Annotated in this window: 24 protein-coding genes and 1 pseudogene; 6 read left to right on the top strand and 19 right to left on the bottom strand. The window is 73.2% G+C overall.

Annotation, left to right across the window (positions count from 1 at the left end; all coding sequences use genetic code 11):
* Positions 1–2 precede the first annotated feature (2 nt).
* From FIV43_RS00665 to FIV43_RS00650, 4 genes are read right to left on the bottom strand one after another with little or no spacing between them, the layout of a single operon-like run.
* Complete coding sequence (locus FIV43_RS00665; protein WP_231123585.1) at positions 3–1,004, bottom strand: NADPH:quinone oxidoreductase family protein; 1,002 nt, start codon at positions 1,002–1,004, stop codon at positions 3–5.
* Positions 1,001–1,786, bottom strand: a complete 786-nt coding sequence (locus FIV43_RS00660) for an SDR family oxidoreductase (protein WP_141012575.1) — start codon at positions 1,784–1,786, stop codon at positions 1,001–1,003. The genes FIV43_RS00665 and FIV43_RS00660 overlap by 4 nt, the downstream gene beginning before the upstream one ends.
* Positions 1,786–2,580, bottom strand: coding sequence for an SDR family oxidoreductase (locus FIV43_RS00655; protein WP_231123584.1), 795 nt, complete (start codon positions 2,578–2,580; stop codon positions 1,786–1,788). The genes FIV43_RS00660 and FIV43_RS00655 overlap by 1 nt, the downstream gene beginning before the upstream one ends.
* Positions 2,577–3,797 carry an acetyl-CoA C-acetyltransferase gene (locus FIV43_RS00650; protein ID WP_141012574.1) on the bottom strand — a complete coding sequence of 407 codons (1,221 nt, stop codon included), beginning with the start codon at positions 3,795–3,797 and terminating at the stop codon, positions 2,577–2,579. Before FIV43_RS00650 ends, FIV43_RS00655 begins: the two co-directional genes overlap by 4 nt.
* A gap of 91 nt (positions 3,798–3,888) precedes the next feature.
* Between FIV43_RS00650 and FIV43_RS00645 the strand changes: the two genes are divergently transcribed.
* Complete coding sequence (locus tag FIV43_RS00645) at positions 3,889–4,497, top strand: TetR/AcrR family transcriptional regulator (protein ID WP_141012573.1); 609 nt, start codon at positions 3,889–3,891, stop codon at positions 4,495–4,497.
* 18 nt (positions 4,498–4,515) lie between these two features.
* Here FIV43_RS00645 and FIV43_RS20730 read toward each other — a convergent pair whose 3' ends face one another.
* Together FIV43_RS20730 and FIV43_RS23625 are read right to left on the bottom strand one after the other, a co-directional pair.
* Positions 4,516–4,872, bottom strand: coding sequence for an oxygenase MpaB family protein (locus FIV43_RS20730; protein WP_141012572.1), 357 nt, complete (start codon positions 4,870–4,872; stop codon positions 4,516–4,518).
* A 97-nt stretch (positions 4,873–4,969) separates the two neighbouring features.
* A pseudogene (locus FIV43_RS23625) lies at positions 4,970–5,035 on the bottom strand (hypothetical protein); the annotation flags it as partial.
* A gap of 259 nt (positions 5,036–5,294) precedes the next feature.
* Here FIV43_RS23625 and FIV43_RS00630 point away from each other — a divergent pair.
* Positions 5,295–7,487 (top strand): MMPL family transporter, encoded by a 2,193-nt coding sequence (locus FIV43_RS00630; protein WP_141012571.1) that lies wholly within the window; start codon positions 5,295–5,297, stop codon positions 7,485–7,487.
* Positions 7,488–7,618: 131 nt separating this feature from the next.
* On the opposite strand, the gene FIV43_RS00625 is transcribed toward FIV43_RS00630, so the two are convergent.
* The 3 genes from FIV43_RS00625 to FIV43_RS00615 all read right to left on the bottom strand — a co-directional run bounded on the left by FIV43_RS00625 (position 7,619) and on the right by FIV43_RS00615 (position 10,088).
* The gene (locus FIV43_RS00625) at positions 7,619–8,248 is read right to left on the bottom strand and encodes an MBL fold metallo-hydrolase (RefSeq protein ID WP_456237748.1); all 630 of its coding nucleotides are present in this window, start codon (positions 8,246–8,248) and stop codon (positions 7,619–7,621) included.
* A gap of 35 nt (positions 8,249–8,283) precedes the next feature.
* Complete coding sequence (locus tag FIV43_RS00620) at positions 8,284–9,405, bottom strand: S-(hydroxymethyl)mycothiol dehydrogenase (RefSeq protein ID WP_141012569.1); 1,122 nt, start codon at positions 9,403–9,405, stop codon at positions 8,284–8,286.
* Positions 9,406–9,494: 89 nt separating this feature from the next.
* Positions 9,495–10,088: a hypothetical protein gene (locus tag FIV43_RS00615; protein WP_141012568.1), complete on the bottom strand. Its 594-nt coding sequence runs from the start codon at positions 10,086–10,088 to the stop codon at positions 9,495–9,497.
* A 125-nt stretch (positions 10,089–10,213) separates the two neighbouring features.
* Here FIV43_RS00615 and FIV43_RS00610 point away from each other — a divergent pair, with 125 nt between their 5' ends.
* The gene (locus FIV43_RS00610; protein WP_141012567.1) at positions 10,214–10,678 is read left to right on the top strand and encodes a hypothetical protein; all 465 of its coding nucleotides are present in this window, start codon (positions 10,214–10,216) and stop codon (positions 10,676–10,678) included.
* On the top strand, positions 10,678–11,949 hold the full coding sequence (locus FIV43_RS00605; RefSeq protein WP_141012566.1) for a hypothetical protein: 1,272 nt from the start codon (positions 10,678–10,680) through the stop codon (positions 11,947–11,949). Before FIV43_RS00610 ends, FIV43_RS00605 begins: the two co-directional genes overlap by 1 nt.
* A 124-nt stretch (positions 11,950–12,073) precedes the next feature.
* On the opposite strand, the gene tsaD is transcribed toward FIV43_RS00605, so the two are convergent.
* The 8 genes from tsaD to FIV43_RS00565 form a co-directional block, all read right to left on the bottom strand.
* Positions 12,074–13,141 carry a tRNA (adenosine(37)-N6)-threonylcarbamoyltransferase complex transferase subunit TsaD gene (tsaD, locus tag FIV43_RS00600; RefSeq protein WP_141012565.1) on the bottom strand — a complete coding sequence of 356 codons (1,068 nt, stop codon included), beginning with the start codon at positions 13,139–13,141 and terminating at the stop codon, positions 12,074–12,076.
* A 2-nt stretch (positions 13,142–13,143) separates the two neighbouring features.
* Positions 13,144–13,605, bottom strand: coding sequence for a ribosomal protein S18-alanine N-acetyltransferase (gene rimI / locus FIV43_RS00595; protein WP_141015653.1), 462 nt, complete (start codon positions 13,603–13,605; stop codon positions 13,144–13,146).
* An 8-nt stretch (positions 13,606–13,613) separates the two neighbouring features.
* Positions 13,614–14,252 (bottom strand): tRNA (adenosine(37)-N6)-threonylcarbamoyltransferase complex dimerization subunit type 1 TsaB, encoded by a 639-nt coding sequence (gene tsaB, locus FIV43_RS00590; RefSeq protein WP_141012564.1) that lies wholly within the window; start codon positions 14,250–14,252, stop codon positions 13,614–13,616.
* Between the two features lie 63 nt (positions 14,253–14,315).
* Positions 14,316–15,275 carry a tRNA (adenosine(37)-N6)-threonylcarbamoyltransferase complex ATPase subunit type 1 TsaE gene (gene tsaE / locus FIV43_RS00585; RefSeq protein WP_141012563.1) on the bottom strand — a complete coding sequence of 320 codons (960 nt, stop codon included), beginning with the start codon at positions 15,273–15,275 and terminating at the stop codon, positions 14,316–14,318.
* Positions 15,272–16,357 carry an alpha/beta fold hydrolase gene (locus tag FIV43_RS00580; protein WP_141012562.1) on the bottom strand — a complete coding sequence of 362 codons (1,086 nt, stop codon included), beginning with the start codon at positions 16,355–16,357 and terminating at the stop codon, positions 15,272–15,274. Before FIV43_RS00580 ends, tsaE begins: the two co-directional genes overlap by 4 nt.
* Positions 16,357–17,499: an alanine racemase gene (alr, locus tag FIV43_RS00575; RefSeq protein WP_141012561.1), complete on the bottom strand. Its 1,143-nt coding sequence runs from the start codon at positions 17,497–17,499 to the stop codon at positions 16,357–16,359. Before alr ends, FIV43_RS00580 begins: the two co-directional genes overlap by 1 nt.
* Positions 17,496–18,908, bottom strand: coding sequence for an NAD(P)H-hydrate epimerase (locus FIV43_RS00570; protein ID WP_141012560.1), 1,413 nt, complete (start codon positions 18,906–18,908; stop codon positions 17,496–17,498). Before FIV43_RS00570 ends, alr begins: the two co-directional genes overlap by 4 nt.
* Positions 18,905–19,264: a holo-ACP synthase gene (locus FIV43_RS00565; protein WP_141012559.1), complete on the bottom strand. Its 360-nt coding sequence runs from the start codon at positions 19,262–19,264 to the stop codon at positions 18,905–18,907. The genes FIV43_RS00570 and FIV43_RS00565 overlap by 4 nt, the downstream gene beginning before the upstream one ends.
* Before the next feature lie 107 nt (positions 19,265–19,371).
* Here FIV43_RS00565 and coaA point away from each other — a divergent pair, with 107 nt between their 5' ends.
* Both coaA and FIV43_RS00555 read left to right on the top strand, forming a co-directional pair.
* The gene (gene coaA, locus FIV43_RS00560; protein WP_141012558.1) at positions 19,372–20,364 is read left to right on the top strand and encodes a type I pantothenate kinase; all 993 of its coding nucleotides are present in this window, start codon (positions 19,372–19,374) and stop codon (positions 20,362–20,364) included.
* Between the two features lie 68 nt (positions 20,365–20,432).
* Positions 20,433–21,080, top strand: a complete 648-nt coding sequence (locus FIV43_RS00555) for a hypothetical protein (RefSeq protein ID WP_141012557.1) — start codon at positions 20,433–20,435, stop codon at positions 21,078–21,080.
* A gap of 49 nt (positions 21,081–21,129) precedes the next feature.
* Here the strand turns inward: FIV43_RS00555 and FIV43_RS00550 are convergent, their stop codons facing one another.
* Positions 21,130–21,921: an ABC transporter permease subunit gene (locus tag FIV43_RS00550; protein ID WP_141012556.1), complete on the bottom strand. Its 792-nt coding sequence runs from the start codon at positions 21,919–21,921 to the stop codon at positions 21,130–21,132.
* Entirely contained in the window at positions 21,918–22,835 is a 918-nt protein-coding gene (locus tag FIV43_RS00545) for an ABC transporter ATP-binding protein (protein ID WP_141012555.1), read from the bottom strand. Before FIV43_RS00545 ends, FIV43_RS00550 begins: the two co-directional genes overlap by 4 nt.
* Positions 22,836–22,871 lie beyond the last annotated feature (36 nt).

Genomic DNA, 22,871 nt, shown 5'->3' with positions numbered 1-22,871 from the left:
TTTCAGGAGTGGGTGGGGAGGTCAGGCGACGTGGACGACGCGGCCGACCGTGGTGCCCTCGCCGAGGCGCTGCACGCCGTCGGCGACGTCGGCGAGCGCGAGTCGTTCGGAGACCAGGGGCGGATGTGGCCGGCGTCGGCCAGCCGGACCAGGTCGTCGTGGCAGGCACGGACGGCGGCCGGGTCGCGCTGGTTGTAGAGCCCCCAGTGCAGGCCCACGATGCTGTAGTTCTTCACCAGCGCGTGGTTGAGCGCGGCGGACTGGATCTCGCCGCCGGCGAAGCCGACGACCACGATCCGGCCCTCGAAGGCGATGCACTTGGTGGAGCGCCGGTAGGTGTCGCCGCCGACCGGGTCGTAGACAACGTCGGCACCGCGGCCACCGGTCTCGGCCTTGACCACCTCGACGAAGTCCTGGGTGTAGCGGTCGACCACCACGTCGGCGCCCAGGGCACGGGCCACCTCCGCCTTCGCCTCGCCGCCGACGACCCCGATCACCCGGGCGCCCGCGGCCTTGCCGAGCTGGATCGCGGCGCTGCCGACGCCTCCGGCGGCCGCGTGCACGAGCAGGGTCTCGCCCTGCTGCAGGTGGGCGCGGCGGTGCAGGCCGAACCAGCCGGTCTGGTAGCCGATGAAGAGCGAGGCCGCCTGCGCGTCGTCGAGGGAGTCCGGTGCCCCGAACGCCGCTGCCGCCTCCAGGACGGCGTACTCCGCGAAGCCGCCGTGCGGCAGCACCGGGGAGCCGATCACCCGGTCGCCGACCGCGAGGCCGGTGACACCGTCGCCGAGCAGGGCGACCTCGCCACACACCTCGACCCCCGGGGTGAACGGGAGGTCGGGCTTGACCTGGTACTCCCCGCGGCACATCAGCACGTCGGGGAAGTTGGCCGGCGTCGCCAGCACCCGCACCACGATCTGGCCGGGGCCGGGCTCCGGGTCGGGGATCTCGTTGAGGGTCATCGCGACCCTCGGCTCGCCGAGCTGTCGGACCTGCCACGCCTTCATGCCTGTGCTCCTGTCTGGTGCTCGTCGAGTCGCTGCTGGAGGCGGTTCATCCCGCTGAGCCAGCGGTCCGTGTCGGTGGCCCGGGCGGCGTAGTAGCCGCCGACCTCGGGATGGGGCAGCACCAGGAACTCCTCGTGGCCGAGCGCTGCCCAGGCCCGGTCGGCCACCTCCTCCGGCGCCAGGGCCGTGTCGTGGCTGAGCAGCTCCTGCAGCGGCCCGGACCGGTCCAGCATCGCGGTCCGCACTCCCTGCGGGCAGATCGCCTGGACCACCACGCCGCGGTGCCGGTAGGTCGCCGAGAGCCACTCCGCGAACGCCACGGCGCCGTGCTTGGTGACCGAGTAGACCGGGCTGCCGAGCATGGTGAGCAGGCCGGCGGCCGACGCGGTGACGACGTAGCGTCCCGCCCCGCGCTCGAGCCAGTGCGGCACCAGCAGGCGGGCCGCGCGGACGTGGGCCATCACGTTCACCTCCTGGGCGAGCGCCCAGGCCTCGTCCGGCGCGTCCAGCCCCTGACCCGCGTCGACGCCGGCGTTGCCGAACCAGACGTCGATCCCACCGAGCTCGGCGAGGGCGGCGGCGACCAGTGCCGCCGCGCCGTCCTCGCTCGCCGCGTCCCCGGGGACCGGGTGGGCGCCGATCTCGTCGGCGACCTCGGCGAGCGCGCTGGCGTCGAGGTCGTTGACCACGACGCGCACGCCCTCGGCGGCCAGGCGGGTGGCCAGGGCGCGACCGATCCCGGACGCGGCCCCGGTCACCACGGCCGTGCGCGGCGCGGACATCACGCGCCACCTCCCAACAGCACGCCGCCGTCGACCACCAGGGTCTGGCCGGTCATCCAGCCGGCGTCGGCGGAGAGCAGGAAGGCGACAACGGAGCCGACGTCGTCGGGCACACCGAGCCGCTTCAGCGGATAGGCGGCGGCGACCTCCTCCTCCCGCCCCTCGTAGAGAGCGGTGGCGAACTTCGTCTTCACCACCGCCGGGGCGACGGCGTTGACCCGGATGTCCGGCCCGAGCTCGACGGCCAGCTCCTCGGTCAGGTGGGAGAGCATGGCCTTGGATGCGCCGTACATGGCGATGCCGGGCGCGGGCCGCAGGCCGCCGATCGAGGAGACGTTGACGATCGACCCCCCGTGCTCGGCCATCCAGGACCGGTGCGCACCCTGCACCCAGGCCAGCGCGGAGAGGACGTTGACCTCGACGATCTTGCGGGCCACCGCGAGATCGATCTCCATCAGTGGTCCGTAGGTGGGGTTGATCCCGGTGTTGTTCACCAGCAGGTCCAGGCTGCCGAAGGCCTCCAACGCCCGCGCGATCGCCTCGTCGCGGTGGTCGGGGTCGTCGGCGTGGCCGGCGACCGCCACGGCGTGCTCGGGGCCGCCGAGGGTGGCCACGGCCTCCTCGAGCGCCTCGGCCTTGCGAGCGGTGACCACCACGCGGCCGCCCTCGGCGACGATGCGCTCGGCGATGGCCAGCCCGATCCCGCGGCTGGCGCCGGTGACGATCGCGGTCTGACCGGCGAGGCGGCCCCCGATGGCGCCGGACCGGTCCGCGGTGGTGCTCGGGGCGCTCACGAGAGCCGCTCCACGATCATCGCCATGCCCTGGCCGCCGCCGACGCACATGGTCTCCAACCCGATCTGCTTGTCGTGCCAGGCGAGCGAGTTGAGCAGGGTCGAGGTGATCCGGGCGCCGGTCATCCCGAACGGGTGGCCGATCGCGATCGCTCCTCCGTTGACGTTGACCTTCTCCTCGGCCAGGCCGAGCTCACGCGCCGATCCGAGCACCTGCACCGCGAACGCCTCGTTGATCTCGGCGAGGTCGATGTCGTCGATGGTCATCCCGGCCCGGGCCAGCGCCTGCCGGGTGGCTTCGACCGGACCGAGGCCCATGATCTCCGGGGAGAGCCCGGAGACACCGGTGGAGATGATCCGGGCGAGCGGGGTCAGCCCCAGCTCGGCGGCCTTGGTGTCGGACATGACGACCACGGCGGCAGCGCCGTCGTTGAGCGGGCAGCAGTTGCCCGCGGTGACCGTGCCGTCGGGGCGGAAGACCGGCTTGAGTCCGGAGACGGCCTCGTAGGTGACGCCGGCGCGGGGCCCGTCGTCCGCACTCACCACGGAGCCGTCCGGGCGGGTCACCGGGGTGATGTCGCGGGCCCAGAAGCCGTCCGCGATGGCCCGCTCGGCGAGGTTCTGGCTGCGCACCCCGAACCGGTCCTGCTCCTCGCGGGTGATCCCGGTGAGCGAGGCGACGTTCTCCGCGGTCTGCCCCATCGCGATGTAGACGTCGGGGAGTGTGTCGTCCTGCCGAGGGTCGTGCCAGGCCCCGGCACCGCCGGTGGCGGTCTCGGCGGTGCGCGCGATGGCCGGGTCGAAGACCGGGTTGGTCGTGCCGGGCAGGCCGTCGGCGGTGCCCTTGCCGTAGCGGCTGACCGTCTCGACGCCGACGGAGAGGAACGCGTCACCCTCGCCCGCCCTGATCGCGTGGAACGCCATCCGGGTGGTCTGCAGCGAGGAGGAGCAGTAGCGGTTGACCGTGGTGCCGGGCAGGTGGTCCATCCCGGCGAGCACCGAGACGATCCGGCCCAGGTTGTGCCCACCCTCGCCGGCGGGCTGGCCGATGCCGAGCATCAGGTCGTCGATCTCGCGGCGGTCGAGGGCGGGCACCGCAGCCAGTGCGGCGTCGACCATCTGGACGGCGAGGTCATCGGGTCGCAGGTCGACCAGCGACCCCTTCCCGGCTCGCCCGATCGGCGATCGGGCGGTGGCGACGATGACTGCTTCGGGCATGGAGGCTCCTAGGTGACTAAGCGCTTGCTTAGTGACAGACTCGGGCATCGAGGTCGGTAAGGTCAACCCCCGCATGCGAAGGAGAGCGCCGATGAGCGACACAGCACCGGCGGCCGCCGGCCGGGCCGATGCGACCCGGGAGCGGCTGTTCACCGCCGCCATCGAGGCGTTCGCCGCGAAGGGCTTCCACGGCACCACCACCCGGGACATCGCCGCGGCGGCGGGGATGAGTCCCGCCGCGCTCTACGTGCACCACCGCTCCAAGGAGGAGCTGCTCCACCTGATCTCCCAGCGCGGCCACGAGCGGACGCTGGAGCTGATCCGAGCCGCCCGCGCCTCGGCCGCCGAGCCGGTGGGTCAGCTGCGCGCGGTCGCCGCGGCGTTCGCCGAGCACCACGCCCGCGCCCACACCACCGCGCGGATCATCAACTACGAGCTCGCCGCGCTCGACGACGAGCACGCGGCCGAGATCGCCGGCCTGCGGCACCGGATCGATGTCGAGCTGCGCGACCTGGTCGGGTCCGGGGTCGCCGACGGCACCTTCGACTGCCCCGACCCCCGGCTCGCCGCCGCGGCCCTGCTCTCGCTGGGCATCGACATCGCCCGGTGGTACCACGAGGACCTCGCCTGGACCCCGGAGCAGATCGCCGAGGCCTACGGCACCTTCGCCCTGCGGATCGTCGGCGCCCGCGCCGACTGAGCCCTCGGAGGACTCGACTCAGGCCGCCGGCAGCCGCATGGTCGCCCGACCGCGCTCGACGACGGTGCGCTCGGTGCGGATCACCAGGTGGTGCAGGTCGGCGTTGTCACCGATCCGGATCCGGTCCGGTACGACGCGCTGCGAGGCCCGCACCGCAGTGGTCACGCTTCGCCAGGCCACCTCGTGGGCGGGGGTCCAGCGCAGCCCGAAGAGGTGGCGCACCGCGGGCGGCAGCATGCCGGTGACGGTCAGGTTGGTCAGCTTGATCCCGGGGGTCATCGGCCACGGGACCGGCATGTCGGTGGCGATCGCACGACCGACCACCCGGGCCTCCTCGGTCAGGTGCATCCGGCCGCCGTCGTACCAGTCCCGCATCCACTGCTCGGTCGCCCCCGCCGAGGCGGGCGACCGACTCCGGCATCCCGAAGAGCGCCCCGAACCTGACCCAGTCGGCCCACAGGTCCTCGCGCTCCCCCGTGGTCAGCGGCCGCACCAGCGTCTCGAAGGCGACCCGCGAGGAGTCCGCGAGCATCGCCATCGCCCACAGCATCAACGCCGGGTCGAAGGCGTCGTACGGCGTGCCGCGGGGATATCTCCCCTCGTCCCGGTCGAGCGCGCCGCGGTGCGACTGGACGTGGCGCAGCATCGAGCCTTCGGGGAAGTAGCCCTCACTCACCGTTCGACGCTAACCCGCCGCGACCAGTGGTGCGAGCCCGTGGTCGCATCGACTCCGGTCCGTCGTCTGCAGCCTAAAGTCGGTGTCGCGGGGCGGGTCGCTGCCACTAACGTCAGTCACCGTGTTCAGGTCTCTCGGTCGCTTCATCGCCCACCATCCCTGGTACGTCATCGGCACCTGGTTGGTGCTCGCCGTCCTGGTCGCGGCCTTCGCGCCTGCCCTGCAGACGACGTCGGAGGAGTCGGAGTTCCTGCCCGACCACTACGAGTCGGTCCAGGCCATCGAGCTGCAGGCCGAGAAGTTCCCCGGCGCCACCTCTCCGGCCGCGATCCTGGTCTTCGAGCGCGAGGACGGCGAGGCGCTCACCGAGGACGACCAGGCCGAGGTCACCCGGATCGCCGAGGAGCTCGGGCCCGAGCTGGGCGCCGAGACCTTCGTCCAGCAGGTCGTCACCACCGACCCCCAGGGGAACCCCAACGTCTCCGAGGACGGCCAGGTCCAGCTGGGCATCGTCGGGCTGGCCGAGGGAGCGACCGGTTTCGACCCGCAGGCCTTCGAGGACGCCGAGGACCTGAGGTCGGACCTGGACGACCTCGTCGAGGGCACCGACCTGAGCGTGCAGAGCACCGGGTCGGTGCCGCAGGGACTCGACTCGCAGGAGTCCAGCGAGCAGACCCTGGCCATCGTCGCCATCGCCACGATCGTGCTGATCGTCGGCCTGCTCGCACTGATCTTCCGCAGCGTGGTCATCTGCCTGATGCCGGTGGTGCTGGTCGGTCTGGTCTCGGTGGTGGCCAACGGCCTGATCAGCTGGGCGAACGAGATCTTCGGACTCCAGGCGGACAGCTCGATCGAGGCGATCCTGGTGGTGGTGCTCTACGGCATCGGCACCGACTACATCCTCTTCTTCCTCTTCCGCTACCGCGAGCGCCTGCGCCACCTGGTCGCGGAGCAGGGCGACTCGGCGATGTCCGACCCGGTGACCCGCCGCGCGATCGTCAAGAACGGCGTCGAGTACGCGATCGAGCGGGCCGGTGAGGCGATCGCCTCGGCCGGCGGCGCGGTGATCGTGGCCTTCCTGGCGCTGCTGCTGAGCTCGCTGAGCATCTTCAAGGCGATCGGCCCCGCCCTGGCGATCGCCGTCGGTGTCACCCTGGTCGCGGCGCTCACCCTGGTGCCGGCGACGGTGCGGGTGCTCGGCCGGGCCGTGTTCTGGCCGTCGAAGAGCTGGCGCAGGGAGCCCGAGGCAGCCCGCTTCGGTGCCCTCGGCCGTCGCCTGGGCAAGCGGCCGGCGGTGCACGCGCTCGCCTCCGGCCTGGTGATGGCGGCTCTCGCCGTCTTCGCGCTCGGCTTCAACCCGTCCTTCGACTTCTCCTCCAGCCTGCCGAAGGACGTGGAGTCCACCGAGGCGCTGGAGACCTTCCAGGAGCACTTCGCGGCCGGTCAGACCGAGCCGGTGCCGGTGATCGTGGAGTCCGACGGTGGCACGTTGGACCAGCAGGAGCTGGAGACCTACGCCGCCGCCCTCGCCGAGGCCGAGGGCGTCAGTCAGGTCTATCCTCCGCAGATCTCCGAGGACGGCTCGGCCGCCCAGATCTCACTGGTCCTCGACAGCGACCCGGTCTCCGACCAGGCGCTCCAGGACGTCAAGGGCCCGATCCGCGACGTCGCCCACGAGGCTGCACCCGAGGGCACCGAGGCGTTCGTCGGCGGCACGCCGTCGGTCTTCGCGGACCTGCAGGACGCGATGGAGCGCGACTACTCGGTGGTCTTCCCGGCGGCAGCGATCGTGATCATGATCATCCTGGCGCTGCTGCTGCGCAGCCTGGTGGCTCCCTGGTACCTGATGGCCGCGGTCGGGCTCGGCTTCGCCGCGACGCTGGGTGCCTCGGTGATCGTGTTCCAGCACATCCAGGGTGAGGCGGGGCTGATCTTCATGCTGCCGATCTACATCTACCTGTTCGTCACAGCGCTCGGCACGGACTACAACATCCTGATGATCGCCCGGCTCCGCGAGGAGGCACGCGAAGGGCGGGAGCCGCGCGAGGCGGCCGCGGAGGCGGTCAAGCACGCCGGACCGACGATCGCGGCGGCCGGGGTGATCCTGGCCGGGACCTTCGCCTCCCTGATGCTCGGCGGCAACGCGCTGTTCGAGTCGATGGGCTTCGCGCTCTCCGTCGGCATCCTGATCGCGGCCTTCGTGATGGCGATGTTCTTCACCCCGGCCCTGACCGCACTGATCGGGCACGCGGCCTGGTGGCCCGGGCACGGGGACGAGAAGAAGCAGGAGGTGCCGGAGCCGCTGGAGCACTGAGCGCGAGCGCCCCGGACGCACTGAGCGCGAGCGACCCGGACGCACTGAGCGCGAGCGACCCGGACGCACCGAGCGGCCAGGACCCGACATCGGGTCCTGGCCGCTCGCTCTTGCGTCGAAGTGTCGGGAGGTCAGCGGCCGAGCGCCGCCGCCTCGGCTCCGATGGTGGTGTCGTCCCCGTGCCCGGTGTGCACCACGGTCTCCTCCGGCAGCCCGAACAGGCTCGCCCGGATCGATGCCTCCAGCGTGGGCCGGTCCGAGAACGACCGGCCGGTCGCGCCGGGGCCACCGTTGAACAACGTGTCGCCGGTGAACAACACACCCAGGTCCGGCACGTAGAGGCAGACCGCTCCCGGCGCGTGTCCCGGCGTGTGGATCACCCGGACCTGCGCCCCGGCCACCTCGAGGACCTGCCCGTCGGCGAGGTCGACGTCCCACAGCGTGGCATCCGGGTCCTCCGCACCACCGTGGGTCAGCTCCCACAGCGGCCGGTCCTCGGGGTGCAGCAGGATCGGCGCCCCGGACCCGCCGTTCACCGCCTCCCGCAGCGCGGGCGCCTGTCGGCAGTGGTCGTCGTGGGCATGGGTGAGCACGATCGCCTTCACCGTGCGCTCCCCCACCACCGCGAGGATGTCCTCGACCGAGTGCGGAGCGTCGATCACCACGCACTCGGTGTCGTCCCCGAGCACCCAGATGTTGTTGTCGACCTGGTGGGTCTCCCCGTCCAGGCTGAACGTGCCCGAGGTGACCGCATGGTCCACCCGCAGGCTCCCAGCCCCAGCCGTGTCCCCGGCCATCAGAGGACCACCACCGAGCGGAGTACGTCGCCGTGGTGCATCTTCTCGAACGCGGCCTCGATGTCACCGATCCCGATCTCCTCGGTCACGAACGCATCCAGATCCAACCGACCCTGACGATAGAGATCCACCAGCATCGGGAAGTCACGAGAGGGCAGGCAGTCGCCGTACCAACTCGACTTCAACGCCCCACCACGACCGAAGACATCGATCAACGGCAGCTCCGGCACCTTCATCTCCGGAGTCGGCACACCGACCAGCACCACCGTCCCGGCCAGGTCACGGGCGTAGAAGGCCTGCTTCCACGTCTCCGGACGCCCCACCGCCTCGACCACCACGTCGGCACCCTCGGCACCCTCATAGGTCTCGGCACAGATCCGCTTGATCTCCTCGACCGGATCCAGGCCGGACCCGGCAGAGGAATCCACCGTGTGCGTGGCACCCATCCGCTTCGCGGCCGCGAGCTTGTTGGCGTCGATGTCCACGGCAATGATCGGCGAAGCACCCGCCAACGCCGACCCCGCGATCGCGGCCACACCCACCCCGCCACAACCGATCACGGCCACCGACCTACCCCGAGTGACCCCACCGGTGTTGATCGCCGCGCCGATCCCGGCCATCACACCACAACCGAGCAGACCGACCGCGGCCGCACGCGCCTGCGGGTCGACCTTGGTGCACTGACCCGCAGCGACCAGCGTCTTCTCCGCGAACGCACCGATCCCCAACGCCGGCGACAACTCGGTCCCGGCATCGGGCCCCTCGGCCAACGTCATCTTCTGGGTCGCGTTGTGCGTGGCGAAGCAGTACTTCGGCTCCCCCCGCTTACACGCCCGGCACTCCCCACACACCGCACGCCAGTTCAACACCACGAAATCGCCCGGCGCCACATCGGTGACCCCCTCACCCACCGCCTCGACCACGCCCGCGGCCTCATGACCCAACAGGAACGGGAACTCGTCGTTGATCCCACCCTCGCGATAATGCAGATCGGTGTGGCACACCCCGCACGCCTGGACCTTCACCACCGCCTCCCCCGGCCCTGGGTCCGGGACATTGATCGTGGTGAGCTCGACCGGTGCGCCCTTGGCGCGGGCCACAACGGCCCTGACCTGCTGCATGGTTCCTCCTCGTCGACGGGTGCGCGCTGCAGGATCAACGTAGCGGGGAGCCGTCGTGGGCGGGTCAGGGCGCCCGGTGTCGACCGCGCTCAGCGCCACGCGACGGTGGCGAGCACCGACTCGATCATCTGGCGGGCCTCGGCTGTCTCCTTCGGGAACGAGAAGACCAGCTCGTGGGAGTTGTCCGCGTCGCGGACGGTGCCGAGGCGGTACTCGAAGCCGCGCTCGCGGTCCTTCGCCTCGATCACGTACCAGTCGCTCCCGGCGACCGTGCGGTCCGCGGTCCGCTCGATCTCGGCCGACCGCGGCCAGTCGTAGAGACCGAGCGCGAGGTTCGCCAGCCGGGTCAGGCTGACGTCCCCGTAGGCGAGGGCTCCGTGGCTGATCGCGGTCTGCCCGAACCGGTCGTAGCGGGTCGCCAGCTCGGTGCCGCCACCGACCCACCTGCCCTCCGGGAGGCGGTAGGTGAGGCCCGGCTCGGATACTCCGTCGGCGATCACCCGCCTGCCGGTGGCCGGCGGGACGGCGGGAGTCTCGGGATCGGCGGTGGCCACGGTCCCCTCGCCGCCGGCCGACGAGGTGGCATCGGCGGGGAGATCCGCCGCGGGCGTACTGCTCCCACCGCCGCAGCCGGCGAGCAGGAGCACGACGATCGCCGTCAGCGCGATGGTCCGAGAGCGCACGCGATTAGCCTAGAGGCAGCGTTTGTAGGCGGATCGCGTCGGGTAAGTGGCCGGACGTCGCGCCGTTCGGCATCCACCCGGGCGTCGCCATCCCATCGATCCACGCACTCGGGGAGCAGAGAGCCGTGTCAGTCAATCCATACCTGGACGACCTGATGTCGTTCATCACCCAAGCCAAGACCCCGCAGCGGGTCCTCTCCGACATCGAGATCGTCGACGAGGAGATCCGCGGCGTGATCAGCCAGGTCCAGGAGGAGCTGGAGCAGAACGAGCGTCAGACGTTCCGGCGGGAGGGCGAGATCAGCGAGACCTCCTTCGGTGGCGGCGACTACGCCTCCAGCCTCGGCATCCACCACACCCGGGCCTACCAGGTCGTCGACGAGACCCTCGGCGGGGTCGAGACCGACCTGCAGGACTTCGTCGCCGCCTGCCAGCAGGCCCGCGACATCCTCACCGAGAGCGACGCCCAGGCCGCCGAGGACTTCACGCTGGTCACCGAGTTCATCTCGGCGATCGACAGCGGCACCCACGGCAGCAACACCCAGCATGCGAACGAGAACGCCCAGCAGCACCCCGGAGGCGACCTCTGATGCCCGGCCAGAACATCGACCACCTGCGGCGTTCGGTGACGGGCATGCACCCCACCGACGTCGAGAAGTCCGCGCGGGCCTGGCTCAACGCGGCCAACGCCTTGCAGCGCACCGAGAACTCGGTCACGAAGGCCAAGGACGGCATCCGTCGCGGGTTCGGCGAGGACTCCGAGGTGACCCGGATGGCGCTGGCCAAGCTCCGCCGCATCGAGAAGGTGCTGCACGACCAGCGCGTCCTGATGGTCGAGGCGAACGAGGCGCTGACCGACGTCGCCTCCCAGATGCGCACCTCCCGCGCGGTCAACGACGGCATGCCCGACAGCCCGGGGCCGGCGCCGACGCCCGGGCCGATGACCGACGAGCAGGACGAGGTGCAGGTCCTCAAGGTGTTCGCCAACAAGATGCGGCACCACCAGCAGCAGGTCAGCGCCTACGGCGACGCCGACGAGCGGGCCCGGCAGAAGGTGGTCGCCCTCAACACCTCCTACCAGGAGGCGATCGTGGTGCTCGCCAAGATCCACGGCGAGCCGACCGATGACACCGAGGACCCCGGCGGACGCGGACCGGGCACCGTCCCGCCGGTCGGAGCGCGGCCCCCGATCCGCCCGTACCCGACGGATCCGGACGTCCGCCACCCCGACGTGCGCGACCCCGACGTGCGCGACCCCGATGTCCGCGACCCCGACGTGCGCGACCCCGATGTGCGCGACCCCGATGTCCGCGACCCCGATGTCCGCGACCCCGACGTCCGCGACCCGGACGTCGGCGGTCCCGATGTCCGCGACCCGTCGACTCCGATCGGGGTGCAGCCGGTCGACCCCGGCGGTCCCGGTGGCGTCGGCGGACCCGGTGGTGTCGGCGGACCGGCCCAGGTCGGTGCCGGTGTCGGCGCGGGCGTCCTCGGCGGGATCGGCGCGCGGGCCGCGGCGAACGCAGCCGTGGCACGGCCGGTCGCGGTCCCCGGGCAGGCGACCGCGCGACCCATCGGCGGGGTGTCCCCGCGGGCGGGTAGCGGTGTGCTGGGCGGTCGCGGCGGAGCCGGCGTACCGGGTCAGGCGGTCGGGCGCGGTGCGGCCGGGCGCGGTGCTGGTGCGGCCGGGCGTGGTGCGGGTGCCGCCGGACGTGGCGGGGCTGGTCGCGGCGGCACGGGTGTCGGCAGCGCCGGCGGCCGCGGTCGCAAGCAGGACGACCGAGACCGCGAGGCGCAGACCTACGAGGCCGACGAGGACTGGACCGAGGACGACGGGCAGTATCCGGGCGTCATCGACTGACCGTCCTCAGCACGAATGCACGCCAGGGCCGGCCACGGACGTGGCCGGCCCTCGGTGTCGTCGGGCGGCTCAGCCTGGAGTCACCGATTCTCGGCTACTGCGCGCCCCCATCGGGGAACCTGACTCAGCCGGCCAGGACGTCGGTGACCGGAAGGCTCGAGTCGGCGGGCAGGTCCATCGGCGAGGCGTGGCGTCCGCGCGCCACCATCGTCGAGCCGAGTGCCGCCACCATCGCGCCGTTGTCGGTGCACAGGCCCGGTCGGGGCACCCGCACCCGGACGCCGAGACGCGCCGCCCGCTCCTCGGCCATCGCGCGCAGCCGCGAGTTGGCGGCGACCCCGCCACCGATCATCAGGTCCTCGATCCCCTCGCTGGCCGCGGCGTCCAACGCCTTGCGGACCAGTACGTCGCACACGGCCTCCTGGAACGACGCGGCCACATCGGCCACGGGGACGGTCTCGCCGGCGCGCTCTTTCGCCTCCACCCACCGGGCGACCGCGGTCTTCAGGCCCGAGAAGGAGAAGTCGAACCGGTGCCGCTCGAGGTCGCGGCGGCTGGTCAGCCCGCGCGGGAAGTCGATCGCCACGCTGTCGCCCTCCCGGGCCACCCGGTCGATGTGCGGGCCGCCGGGGAACGGCAGGCCGAGCAGCCGGGCGACCTTGTCGAACGCCTCACCCGCCGCGTCGTCGATCGTGGAGCCCATCGGGTCCACGCCGGCACCCTCACCGTGGTCCCCGGTGATGTCGGTGACCCGCAGCAGGCTGGAGTGTCCGCCGGAGACCAGCAGCGCCAGGCACGGCTCGGGCAGCGGGCCGTGCTCGAGCTGGTCGACCGCGACGTGGGAGGCGAGGTGGTTCACCCCGTAGAGCGGCTTCCCGAGCCCGAGCGCGAGCGCCTTGGCGCTGGCGACGCCGACCAGCAGTGCTCCGGCGAGACCGGGGCCGTGGGTGACCGCGATCGCGTCGACGTCGCCGAGGGCGACACCCGCGGTGTCACAGGCGCGCTGGATGGTCGGCACCATCGCCTCCAGGTGCGCCCGGCTCGCGACCTCCGGGACCACGCCGCCGAACCGTGCATGCTGCTCCACGCTCGAGGCGACCGCGTCGGCGAGCAGCGTCTGGCCGCGGACGATGCCGACGCCGGTCTCGTCGCAGGACGTCTCGATGCCGAGGACCAGGGGTTCGTCGCGCATGCTCACGCCTCCATTGTGACGTCGATGGGATGCTCCAGGATCACGGCGGTGGTGCCGTCGCGGTAGTAGCGGGGTCGCCGCCCGATCTCGGCGAACCCCTCGCCGGCGTAGAGGGCGAGCGCGGCGGCGTTGTCCGCTCGCACCTCGAGCAGCAGCCGGGTGGCGCCGGCCCGCCGTACCCGGTCCCGGCCGGCGGCCAGCAGGGCCCCGGCGACACCGCGGCGCCGGGCGGCCGGCAGGACGGCGATCCGCTGCAGCTCGGCGTCCTCGCCGACCGCGCTGAGCACGGCATAGCCGAGGAGGCCGCCGTCCGCGGCGACGGCCAGCACCAGCTCGCCACGGGCGAGGTCGGCGTCGACCAGGTCCCGCAGCAGGGTCGCGGACCAGGCGTCGGCCCCGAAGGCCTCCGCGTCGACCCGCGCCACCGCGGCGACGTCGTCCGGAACGGCCGGCCGCAGCCGCACCGCAGGGATCACGAGACCGGCTTCGGAGCCCGCGGGATCTCGGCGTCGGGGCGCCGCAGGTAGAGCGGCTCCGGGGCCAGGACCTCGGCGCGCCCTTCGTGCACCGCGACCGCGATCCAGGCCGCCGCGGGACGCAGCGGCTCGCGGGGGTCGCCGAAGGCGTCCGGGTAGAGCGCCGCGCCCTCCCCCACCACCGGCAGGTCGGTGCCCACCGCGGCGGGCCGTTCCACGACCGGCCCGGCGCTGCGACGTCCGGACCCGTCGTAGGCGGCCAGGTAGACCTCCTTGCGGCGGGCGTCGGTGGCGACCTGGAAGGCTCCCTCGACGGTGCCGGTGGCGACGGCATGCACCGCGAGCGCGTCCAGGGAGCAGACGCCGTGCACCGGGATGCCGAGCACGTGCCCGAGGGTGCGCGCGGTCACCAGTCCCACCCGCAGCCCGGTGAAGGGTCCGGGGCCGACCCCGACCGCGATGGCGGTCAGGCCGGCCGGGGTGGTGCCGGCCTCGGCCAGCGCCTGCTCGATGAGCGGGGCGAGCTGCTCACCGTGCCGCATGGTCTGCTCACTGGTGCGCTCGGCGATCACTCGGGCGCCGTCGTGGACGGCCACGGTCACCGTCGGGGACGCGGTGTCGAAGGCGAGCAGCACGAGTCGAGCCTAGCCTCGACGCGCGCGGCGAGGAGTGACCGGCACCCCGTCGGGGCTCCCGCCTCAGGGCAGCCGGACCCCGGCCCACCGGGGGCCGTGGCGGAGCACGGTCACGCGGCGCGGGTCGTCGTCGGGGTCCGCGTCGGGGGCGGCGACGGCCCGGTCGATGCGCACCTGCAGGGGCGAGTCGCTGAGCGCCTCGGCCAGGCCCTCGCCCCACTCCACCACGGTGACCGCACGGTCCAGGTCCGCATCGAGGTCGAGGTCGTCCAGCTCGGGAGCCCCGTCCAGGCGGTAGGCGTCGACGTGCACCAGCGCCGGGCCGGCGGTCAGCGACGGGTGCACCCGGGCGATCACGAAGGTCGGGGAGGTGACCCCGCCGCGGACGCCCAGGCCCTCCCCCAGCCCCTGGGTGAACGTCGTCTTGCCAGCCCCCAGCTCACCGGTCAGCACCAGGACGTCGCCCGGAGCCAGCACCGCAGCGAGCCGACGCGCCAGGTCCCGCATGTCCTCGGCCGCCGGTACGTCGTAGCAGCGGGGCAGCGCGCGGGCCAGCTCGCGGTAGGGCGCGTGCTCGGCGACCTCGGTGAAGCCGTTGTCGCGCCAGAAGGCGATGGTGCGGGGCAGCTCCTCCCGGGCCAGCACCACCAGCCGGTCCGCGGCGGGGCACCGGCGGGCCACGACCTCGGCCGCGGCGGCGACCAGACGGCGCGCCACGCCGTGACCGCGGGCGGCGGGCGCCACCCCGAAGCGGCGCAGGTAGACGGCGTCGTCGACCGGGTCGAGGACCACTGCGCCGACGGGTTCGCCGTCCAGGTCGACCACCAGCCCGCCGAGGGCGTCGAGCTTGGCGGCCAGGCTCTCGACGGTCTCGGTCAGGGCGTCGGTGGGCGGGTCCAGCGGCGGCCGGTCGCCGAACGCGGCCCGCACCACGGCCAGGACCTCGGCGGCCGCCTCGGGACCGACCTCACGGATCGTGGGTCCGCGGTCCGGATCGGGCTGCGGATCGGGGGCGGCGGTCATCGGCTGGGCACCGCCGCGGCCGCGGAGACCAGCTGGTCGAGCTCGGCGTTGACCAGGTCGTGGCACTCCATGATCACCATGTGCCCGGCGCCCTCGCACTCCAGCAGGCGGGAGCCGTCGATCCGGCTGTGCAGCTTGCGGGCGTGACCGATCGAGGTCAGCCGGTCCTTGGTGCCGCAGATGATCGAGGTGGGCACCTGGCCGAACAGCTCGATCAGGTCGAACTTGTCGAGGCCGGCGAAGTGGGGGAAGAAGTCCGCGATCACCTCGAAGGAGGTCTGCGAGAGCATGTCGTCGACGAACTCGACGTAGCCACGAGGGACCTCGCGACCGAAGGCGATCCGGTCCACGGCGACCGTGGCCACGGCCTGCCCGAGGCGGCGGAGCCGGTCCACCCCGCGGTGCCCGCGCTGCAGGGTGCTGACCGCGCGGTGGCTGAACGGGGCGCTCAGCCGGGCCGGGACCATCGGCAGGAACATCCGACCCGGGTCCAGTCCGCCGGCGGTGGTGGAGATGAGGCCGATGCCGACCACCTGGTCCCCGATCAGTTCGGGGAACTGCTCGGCGAGCGCGATGATCGACATGCCGCCCATCGAGTGGCCGACCAGCACCACCGGGCCGTCCGGCACGGTCGCCTCGATCACCGCGCGGAGGTCGCGGCCGAGTTGCTCGAAGTTCGCGTTCTCCCGCGAGGAGCGGCCCGAGCGACCGTGCGAACGCTGGTCGTAGTAGACGGTCCGGACCAGGTCGCGGTAGGCGGCCCGTTGGAAGTGCCAGCAGTCCATCTGCAGGCAGTAGCCGTGCACGAAGATCACCGTCACCGGGGCGGTCCGAGAGCTGCGGTGGCGGCGGAAGAAGCCGCCGGCGGAGTCGGCGGCGACCTCGTCCACCTCGACGTGCAGCGGTACGCCGTCGTCGGCGACGACCGTGATCGGCTCCGAGCGCAGGCTGCCGAACGGGATCTCGGAACCGGCGCGGCGGCTGATCTCGCGCTGCTGGCGGGCGATCCCGACGGCCGTGCCGGCGGCGGCCACCCCGAGCACGCCGGCCAGTGAGCCGAGCACCCGGCCGCGCACGCCCATCAGCGGGCCCCCTCGTCGACGTAGGTCCGGGACATGCGTCCTCCGATCCTGGTGACGATCTCGTAGTTGATGGTGCCGCACGCCTCGGCCCAGTCCTGGGCGGTCGGCTCGCCACGGTCACCGGGCCCGAACAGCACGGCCCCGGTGCCCACCTCGGGCCGGTCGCCGAAGAGGTCCACGACGAACTGGTCCATGCAGATCCGGCCGCGGATCGGGCGGCGACGCCCCTCGACCAGCACCTCGGCGCCGGGGCGCACCGGGTCCGCCGATGCGTGCCGCGGGATGCCGTCGCCGTAGCCGAGCGGCACCAGTCCGACGGTGGTCGGTCCGTCGGCGGTCCACAGGTGCCCGTAGGAGACGCCGGCGCCGGGGGCCACGTCCTTGACCATCACCACCGGCGCCCGCACCGTCATCGCGGGACGCAGGCCGATCGCGGGCGTCTCGCCCGGCGCCGGGTCCAGCCCGTAGAGCGCGATGCCGCAGCGCACCGCGTCGAACCGGGCCGAGGGCCGCAGGATCGCCGCCGCCGAGTTGGCCAGGTGCGCGATGTCGGGCCGCAGGCCGGCCGCGCGGGCCAGGTCGAGCGCCTCGGTGAAGACCTTCTCCTGGGCGTCGTTGGCCGGATGGTCGGGCTCGTCGGAGCAGGCGAAGTGCGACCAGATCCCGGTGATCCGCCACGCCCCGTCGTCCTCCCCCGCCCGGGCCCGGGCGAAGACGGCGTCCCACGCGGCGCGCGGCGCACCGCCACGGTTGAGGCCGGTGTCCACCTTGAGCTGGACCCGGGCACCGCGCGCACCCGCGCCGGCGATGGCGTCGAGCTCGGCGACGGAGTAGGCGGTGATGTCCAGGTCGGCCGCCAGGCAGGCGGCGTAGTCGGTCTCCGGCGTGGTCAGCCAGCACAGGATCGGCACGTCCGGCTCGGTCCGGCGCAGCTCCAGCGCCTCCTCCGGGGTGGCCACCGCGAGCCAGGCGGCGCCGCCCTCGACCGCGGCGCGGGCCACCCGCGCCATCCCGTGGCCGTACCCGTCGGCCTTGACCACGGCGATCAGGTCGACCCCGGCGTGGGCGGCCAGGAGGCGGGCGTTGGCCCGGACGGCACCCAGATCCACGATGATCTCGGGGCTCCCCGGGCTCGTGGTCATGGTCCCGATTGTCCCATCACCGTGGCCAGCGTCGCGGGCAGGGCGCGCGCGACGTCTCCGGCAACGATCGGGCCGTCCCGCCGGGCCAGGGTCGCCGCGCCGCCGTGCACCCACGATCCGAGGGCCGCGGCGTCGAACGGATCGAGGCCGGCGGCCAGCAGCGCGCCGATCACCCCGCCGAGCACGTCACCAGCGCCGGCGGTGGCCAGCCACGGCGTGCCGGTGGTGGTCACCGCGACGCGCCCGTCCGGCGCCGCCACCAGGGTGTGGCGCCCCTTCAGCAGCACCACCGCCTGCCACCGGGCCGCGGCCCGGCGGGCGTGGTGCAGCCCTCGCGCCTCGATCGCGGCACGGTCCTCGTCCAGCATCCGGGCCAGCTCCCCGGCATGCGGGGTCAGCACGGCGCCGCGTCCGGCGACGACCTCCACCGCGGCCAGGGCATCGGCGTCCACCAGCACCGGCACGTCGTCGGCCACCGCCTCGCGCAGCGCCGTCTCCGCCCCTGCGTCGCTGCCCGACCCGACCACCCAGGCCTGCACCCGACCCGGCCCGACCACCTCGGGATGGTCGGCGCGCACCGCGGCAGCCGCCTCGTCGGGCCCGACGTAGCGGACCATCCCGGCCAGGCCGCAGGAGGCGCCGGCCACGCTGAGCCGGGCCGCGCCGGGGTAGGTCGCGGAACCGGCGCGGACGCCGACCACCCCACGGGTGTACTTGTGGGCGTCGGACCGTGGCCGCGGCAGCAGGGCGGCCACGTCCTCGGGCCGCAGCGCGGTGACCGCGGCCGGCTCCAGGTGGGGGTCCAGACCGATGTCGACCAGGTGCAGCGCGCCCACGGCACCGGCCGCCGGGTCGACCAGGTGGGCGACCTTGTGGGTGCCGAAGGTGACGGTCAGGTCGGCGCGCACGTGCGGCCCGTCGACCTCACCGGTGTCGACGTCGACACCCGAGGGCACGTCGACCGCGACCACCGGGACACCGGCCAGCGCGTCGAGGGCGGCGACCGCCGCCGGCCGCAGCCCCGGGCGCCCGCCGATCCCGACGATCCCGTCGACGACGACGTCGGGCCGGCGTCGTACCGGAGGCGGGGAGGAGGTCGCGACCGTCACCCGGCCGCCGGCCGTCCGGAGCGCCTCGACGCCGCCACGGTGGGCCCGTTCGCTGAGCAGCCACGCCTCGACGGCTGCGCCGCGGCGCGCCAGCTGGGCTCCGGCGTACAGCGCGTCCCCGCCGTTGTCGCCCGCTCCGACCAGGAGCACCGCGGTGCGGCCGTAGACCGAGCCCAGGTAGTCCGCGACCGCGTGCGCCAGCCCGGTCGCGGCGCGCTGCATCAGCGTGCCGTCGGGCAGCGTCCGGATCAGCGCGTGCTCGGCGGAGCGGACCTGCTCCACGGTGTGTGCTCGGATCATCCGGCCTCCAGCACCACCATCGCCGAGGCGATCCCGGCGTCGTGGCTCAACGAGAGGTGGCTGCGGCCGACACCGAGCCGCTCGGCGGCGGCGGCGACGGTGCCGCGCAGCACCAGGGCGGGCCGGCCGGACTCCTCGCGGACCACCTCGGCGTCGTGCCAGGACAGGTCCCCGGGAGCCCCGAGCGCCTTGGCCAACGCCTCCTTGGCGGCGAAGCGTGCCGCGAGGGAGGCGACCGGGAGCGCGCGCTCGGCCTCCACGAAGAGGCGTTCGGCCAGCATCGGGGTGCGCTCCAGCGCGGCGGCGAACCGGTCGATGGCGCAGACGTCCACACCGATCCCGACGATCCCAGCCATGGCGCCACCCTACGGCGCCATGGCTGGGATCGTCGGGGGTCCGGCTCGCGGTCCCACTCTGGGAGGCGCCGGCCCGTCGGCGCGGTATCACTGCAACAATCGCGGCCATGGCGACCGGCGAGACCGGAGGCGGGCACCGGACCCCGCACCCGGAGGCAGCGCGTGAGGCGTCGCCGTACGTGGAGCTGGAACGGGCCACCTGGGCCGCGCTGGCCTCGGAGACCAAGAGCCCGGTCACCACCGAGGAGATCAACCGGTTGCGCGGTCTCGGCGACGCCCTCGACCTGCGCGAGATCATCGAGGTCTACCTCCCGCTGTCGCGGCTGCTGAGCCTCTACGTGGAGTCGGCCGGTCAGCTCTACCGCGCCCAGGACGACTTCCTGCACGGCCGGAGCCGGCCGCGCACCCCGTTCGTGATCGGCCTCGCCGGCTCGGTGGCGGTCGGCAAGTCCACCACCGCGCGGGTGCTGCAGCAGATGCTGGCCCGCTGGCCCGCGCACCCGAACGTGGCGCTGGTGACCACCGACGGCTTCCTCTACCCCAACGCCGAGCTGGAACGCCGCGGACTGCTGCAGCGCAAGGGCTTCCCGGAGTCCTACGACCGCCGGGCGCTGATGAAGTTCGTCGTCGACATCAAGTCCGGCAAGGAGGACGTCGAGGCGCCCGTCTACTCCCACCTGGTCTACGACCGGGTCCCGGACGAGAAGGTCGTGGTGCAGTCCCCCGACATCCTGATCGTGGAGGGGCTCAACGTGCTCCAGCCGGCACGGGTCCGCGCCGACGGCCGCGCCGGTCTCGGCCTCTCCGACTTCTTCGACTTCTCGATCTTCGTCGACGCCGCCGTCGGCCACATCCGGGAGTGGTACGTCGACCGCTTCCTGCGGTTGCGTGAGACGGCGTTCCGCGACCCCAGCTCCTACTTCGCCCGCTACGCGGCGCTCACCCACGACACCGCAGTCGACGAGGCCCGCCGGATCTGGGACAGCATCAACGGCCCCAACCTGGAGCAGAACGTGCTGCCGACCCGGTCCCGCGCCACCCTGGTGCTGCGCAAGGACAAGGACCACTCGGTCCGCTACGTCCGGCTCCGCAAGATCTGACCCGCCCGCTGCCGCCGTCGCGGGGGTCGGCTTTGTGGTCGTGCACAGGAGCCGGGGATACTCGCCGTATGAGTGCCCGCTCCTCCGTCGTCGGCGCCACCGCCCTGCTGCTCGCCGTGCTGACCCTGACGGCCTGCGGGGACGGCGGCTCCGAGGAGCCCGCCCCGGCCGAGCCGAGCAGTGACGCGACCGAGGCGACCGACGCCACCACCGCGACCAGCGAGCCGACCGACGGCCTCCCCGAGGACGCCACCCCTCCGGGCGCCGAGCTGGCGCTGGGCCGGCCCGCCACCGTCCCGGCCGGACCCGAGGACGCCACCGCTGTGGTCGAGATCGTGGTCGACACGATCCGCAAGGGCACCGCCGCCGACCTGCGCGCGCTCGACCTCGGCGAGCAGGCGAAGGGATACCTGCCCTACTACATCGGCTACACCGTCACCGCCGTCCGCGACGGCAAGGCGCTGCGCAACACCTCGGTGGACGAGGCGATCGTGGGGATCCTGCCGAACGGCTCCGGCGCGCAGGCGCTGCGGGTGATCGGCGACTGGGCGCCGTGCGACGGGGTCTCCGCGCCACGGGGCTTCGCCGACGGCGACTCCTACTCCAGCTGCGTCCCCTACCTGGCGAAGAGGTCGACCGAGGTCGATGGCGCCGTCTACGCGCCCGCGTCCGGCCCCTACAACTCCGTCGACGGCGCGCCGGTCGTCTGGCGGTGAGCGCGGCGCGCCGCCTCCTGCCGCCGAGGTCGGGTGGGCCGAGGTCGGTTCATCCGATGTCGCGCCGCAGCGTGGTCAGACGGCCCAGCACCGCGAAGCCGACCGCGTAGCCGAGGAGCACCAGCGCGGCCGCCCAGCGCGGCAGCAGGTCGCCGCCGCCCATGTCGGCGAAGAGACTGGCGCCGATCAGCGAGTCCGCCGCTCCGCCGGGCAGCAGGTAGGCCAGCCGCTCCAGCGCGTCCACCTGACCCAGCCCGAGGCGCGCGATCGGCTCGACGAACTGGGTGAAGGCGAGGATCACCACGATCGCGGCGACCTGGTTGGGTACCAGGGAGCCGAACCCGACTCCGATCATCGCCCACAGCGCGATCGCCAGGACTCCGAGTGCCAGCCCGGTCAGCACGTCGGGGTCGCCGAGATAGGCGCCGTCACCCTGCAGCGCGAGCAGCGGCGCCCCGCCGAGGACGACCGCGGCGACGCCGACCACCCCGGCGACCAGGCCGACCGGGACCACCGAGAGCACCTTGGCCACCAGGAAACGGGTCCGGTCGGGCTCCACCAGCAGGCTCTGGGTGATCGTCCGGTGGCGGAACTCGGTGGTCATCGCGAGGCTGCCGATGACCAGCGGGAAGACGTAGCCGATGCTGTTCACCAGCGAGTACGTCGTCGCCGCCGCCGACTCCCCCGCCGGGACCCCCGCCTCCCCGCTCGGGGCGAGCGCGAACGAGGCGGACATCACCGCCGCGATGAACACCAGGTAGCCCGCCATCGCGAGCAGCAGCAACCACCAGACGCGGGTGGTGACCAGCTTGCGGTACTCGGCGAGAAGCGCGCTCCTCATCGGCCACCGCCCAGCGACGGCCCCGGCGTTGCGGACCGGGTCAGACCGAGGAACAGGTCCTCCAGGCCGACGTCGCGGCGGGCGAGCTCGTGCAGCTCGACGCCGGCCCGGTGGGCGGCGGCGCCGATCTCCGCAGCGGCGACGTCCTGTACGACGAGCCCGTCCTGCTCCGGTCGGGTGACCCAGCCGTTGACCCGGGCCAGCTCGGCGAGGGCTGCCCGGTCCGGGGCGACGACGTACGTCGCCGGGCTGGTCCGGTCACGCAACTGGGCCAGCGAGGAGGCGTGACGCAGCCTGCCCTGGGCGATGATCACCACGTCGTCGACGCTGGCCTCGACCTCGCGGAGTAGGTGGCTGGACACCAGCACGGTGCGCCCCTCGGCCGCGAACTGCCGCAGCAGGCCACGCATCCAGGTGATGCCCTCGGGATCCAGGCCGTTGGTCGGCTCGTCGAGCACGATCACCGGCGGGTCGGCGAGCAGCGCGGTGGCCAGCCCTAGGCGCTGCCGCATCCCCATCGAGTAGCCGCCGACCCGCTGGTCGGCCGCGTGCGCCAGGCCCACCGCCTCCAGCACAGCGCGGCACCTGGCGCGGGAGACCCCTGTCTGCGGGGCGAACACCTCCAGGTGGCCCCGTCCGGTGCGCCCCGGGTGGAAGCTCGACGCCTCCAGCGCCGCCCCGACCACCCGGCCGGGGTGGGCATGGTCGGCGTAGGGACGGTCGCCGACCAGCGTGCGGCCGGAGGTGGGGCGGGTCAGCCCGAGCAGCATCCGCAGGGTCGTCGTCTTCCCGGCCCCGTTCGGTCCGAGGAATCCGGTCACCGCGCCCGGCCGGACGGTGAAGGACAGGTCGTCGACGGCTCGGATCGGGCCGAACTGCTTGGTCAGACCCTCCACCACCAGGGGTGAACTCATGGCGGCGAGTCTGTCAGGCGATGCCCGCCGGGCCAG

The organism is Nocardioides sambongensis, assembly GCF_006494815.1.
GTDB lineage: Bacteria > Actinomycetota > Actinomycetes > Propionibacteriales > Nocardioidaceae > Nocardioides > Nocardioides sambongensis.
This window is presented reverse-complemented; position numbering and strand designations above follow the sequence as displayed.

Bases quoted from the DNA above. Each gene is read 5' to 3' on its own strand.
- FIV43_RS00605 (WP_141012566.1), top strand. From the start codon at position 10,678: ATGCCCGGCCAGAACATCGACCACCTGCGGCGTTCGGTGACGGGCATG.
- coaA (WP_141012558.1), top strand. From the start codon at position 19,372: ATGGCGACCGGCGAGACCGGAGGCGGGCACCGGACCCCGCACCCGGAG.
- FIV43_RS00545 (WP_141012555.1), bottom strand. From the start codon at position 22,835: ATGAGTTCACCCCTGGTGGTGGAGGGTCTGACCAAGCAGTTCGGCCCG.
- FIV43_RS00660 (WP_141012575.1), bottom strand. From the start codon at position 1,786: ATGTCCGCGCCGCGCACGGCCGTGGTGACCGGGGCCGCGTCCGGGATC.
- FIV43_RS20730 (WP_141012572.1), bottom strand. From the start codon at position 4,872: ATGCGGGACTGGTACGACGGCGGCCGGATGCACCTGACCGAGGAGGCC.
- FIV43_RS00565 (WP_141012559.1), bottom strand. From the start codon at position 19,264: ATGGCTGGGATCGTCGGGATCGGTGTGGACGTCTGCGCCATCGACCGG.
- FIV43_RS00650 (WP_141012574.1), bottom strand. From the start codon at position 3,797: ATGCCCGAAGCAGTCATCGTCGCCACCGCCCGATCGCCGATCGGGCGA.
- FIV43_RS00580 (WP_141012562.1), bottom strand. From the start codon at position 16,357: ATGGGCGTGCGCGGCCGGGTGCTCGGCTCACTGGCCGGCGTGCTCGGG.
- FIV43_RS00665 (WP_231123585.1), bottom strand. From the start codon at position 1,004: ATGAAGGCGTGGCAGGTCCGACAGCTCGGCGAGCCGAGGGTCGCGATG.
- alr (WP_141012561.1), bottom strand. From the start codon at position 17,499: ATGACCACGAGCCCGGGGAGCCCCGAGATCATCGTGGATCTGGGTGCC.
- tsaE (WP_141012563.1), bottom strand. From the start codon at position 15,275: ATGACCGCCGCCCCCGATCCGCAGCCCGATCCGGACCGCGGACCCACG.
- FIV43_RS00555 (WP_141012557.1), top strand. From the start codon at position 20,433: ATGAGTGCCCGCTCCTCCGTCGTCGGCGCCACCGCCCTGCTGCTCGCC.
- FIV43_RS00645 (WP_141012573.1), top strand. From the start codon at position 3,889: ATGAGCGACACAGCACCGGCGGCCGCCGGCCGGGCCGATGCGACCCGG.
- tsaD (WP_141012565.1), bottom strand. From the start codon at position 13,141: ATGCGCGACGAACCCCTGGTCCTCGGCATCGAGACGTCCTGCGACGAG.
- FIV43_RS00570 (WP_141012560.1), bottom strand. From the start codon at position 18,908: ATGATCCGAGCACACACCGTGGAGCAGGTCCGCTCCGCCGAGCACGCG.
- FIV43_RS00550 (WP_141012556.1), bottom strand. From the start codon at position 21,921: ATGAGGAGCGCGCTTCTCGCCGAGTACCGCAAGCTGGTCACCACCCGC.
- FIV43_RS00620 (WP_141012569.1), bottom strand. From the start codon at position 9,405: ATGCAGCAGGTCAGGGCCGTTGTGGCCCGCGCCAAGGGCGCACCGGTC.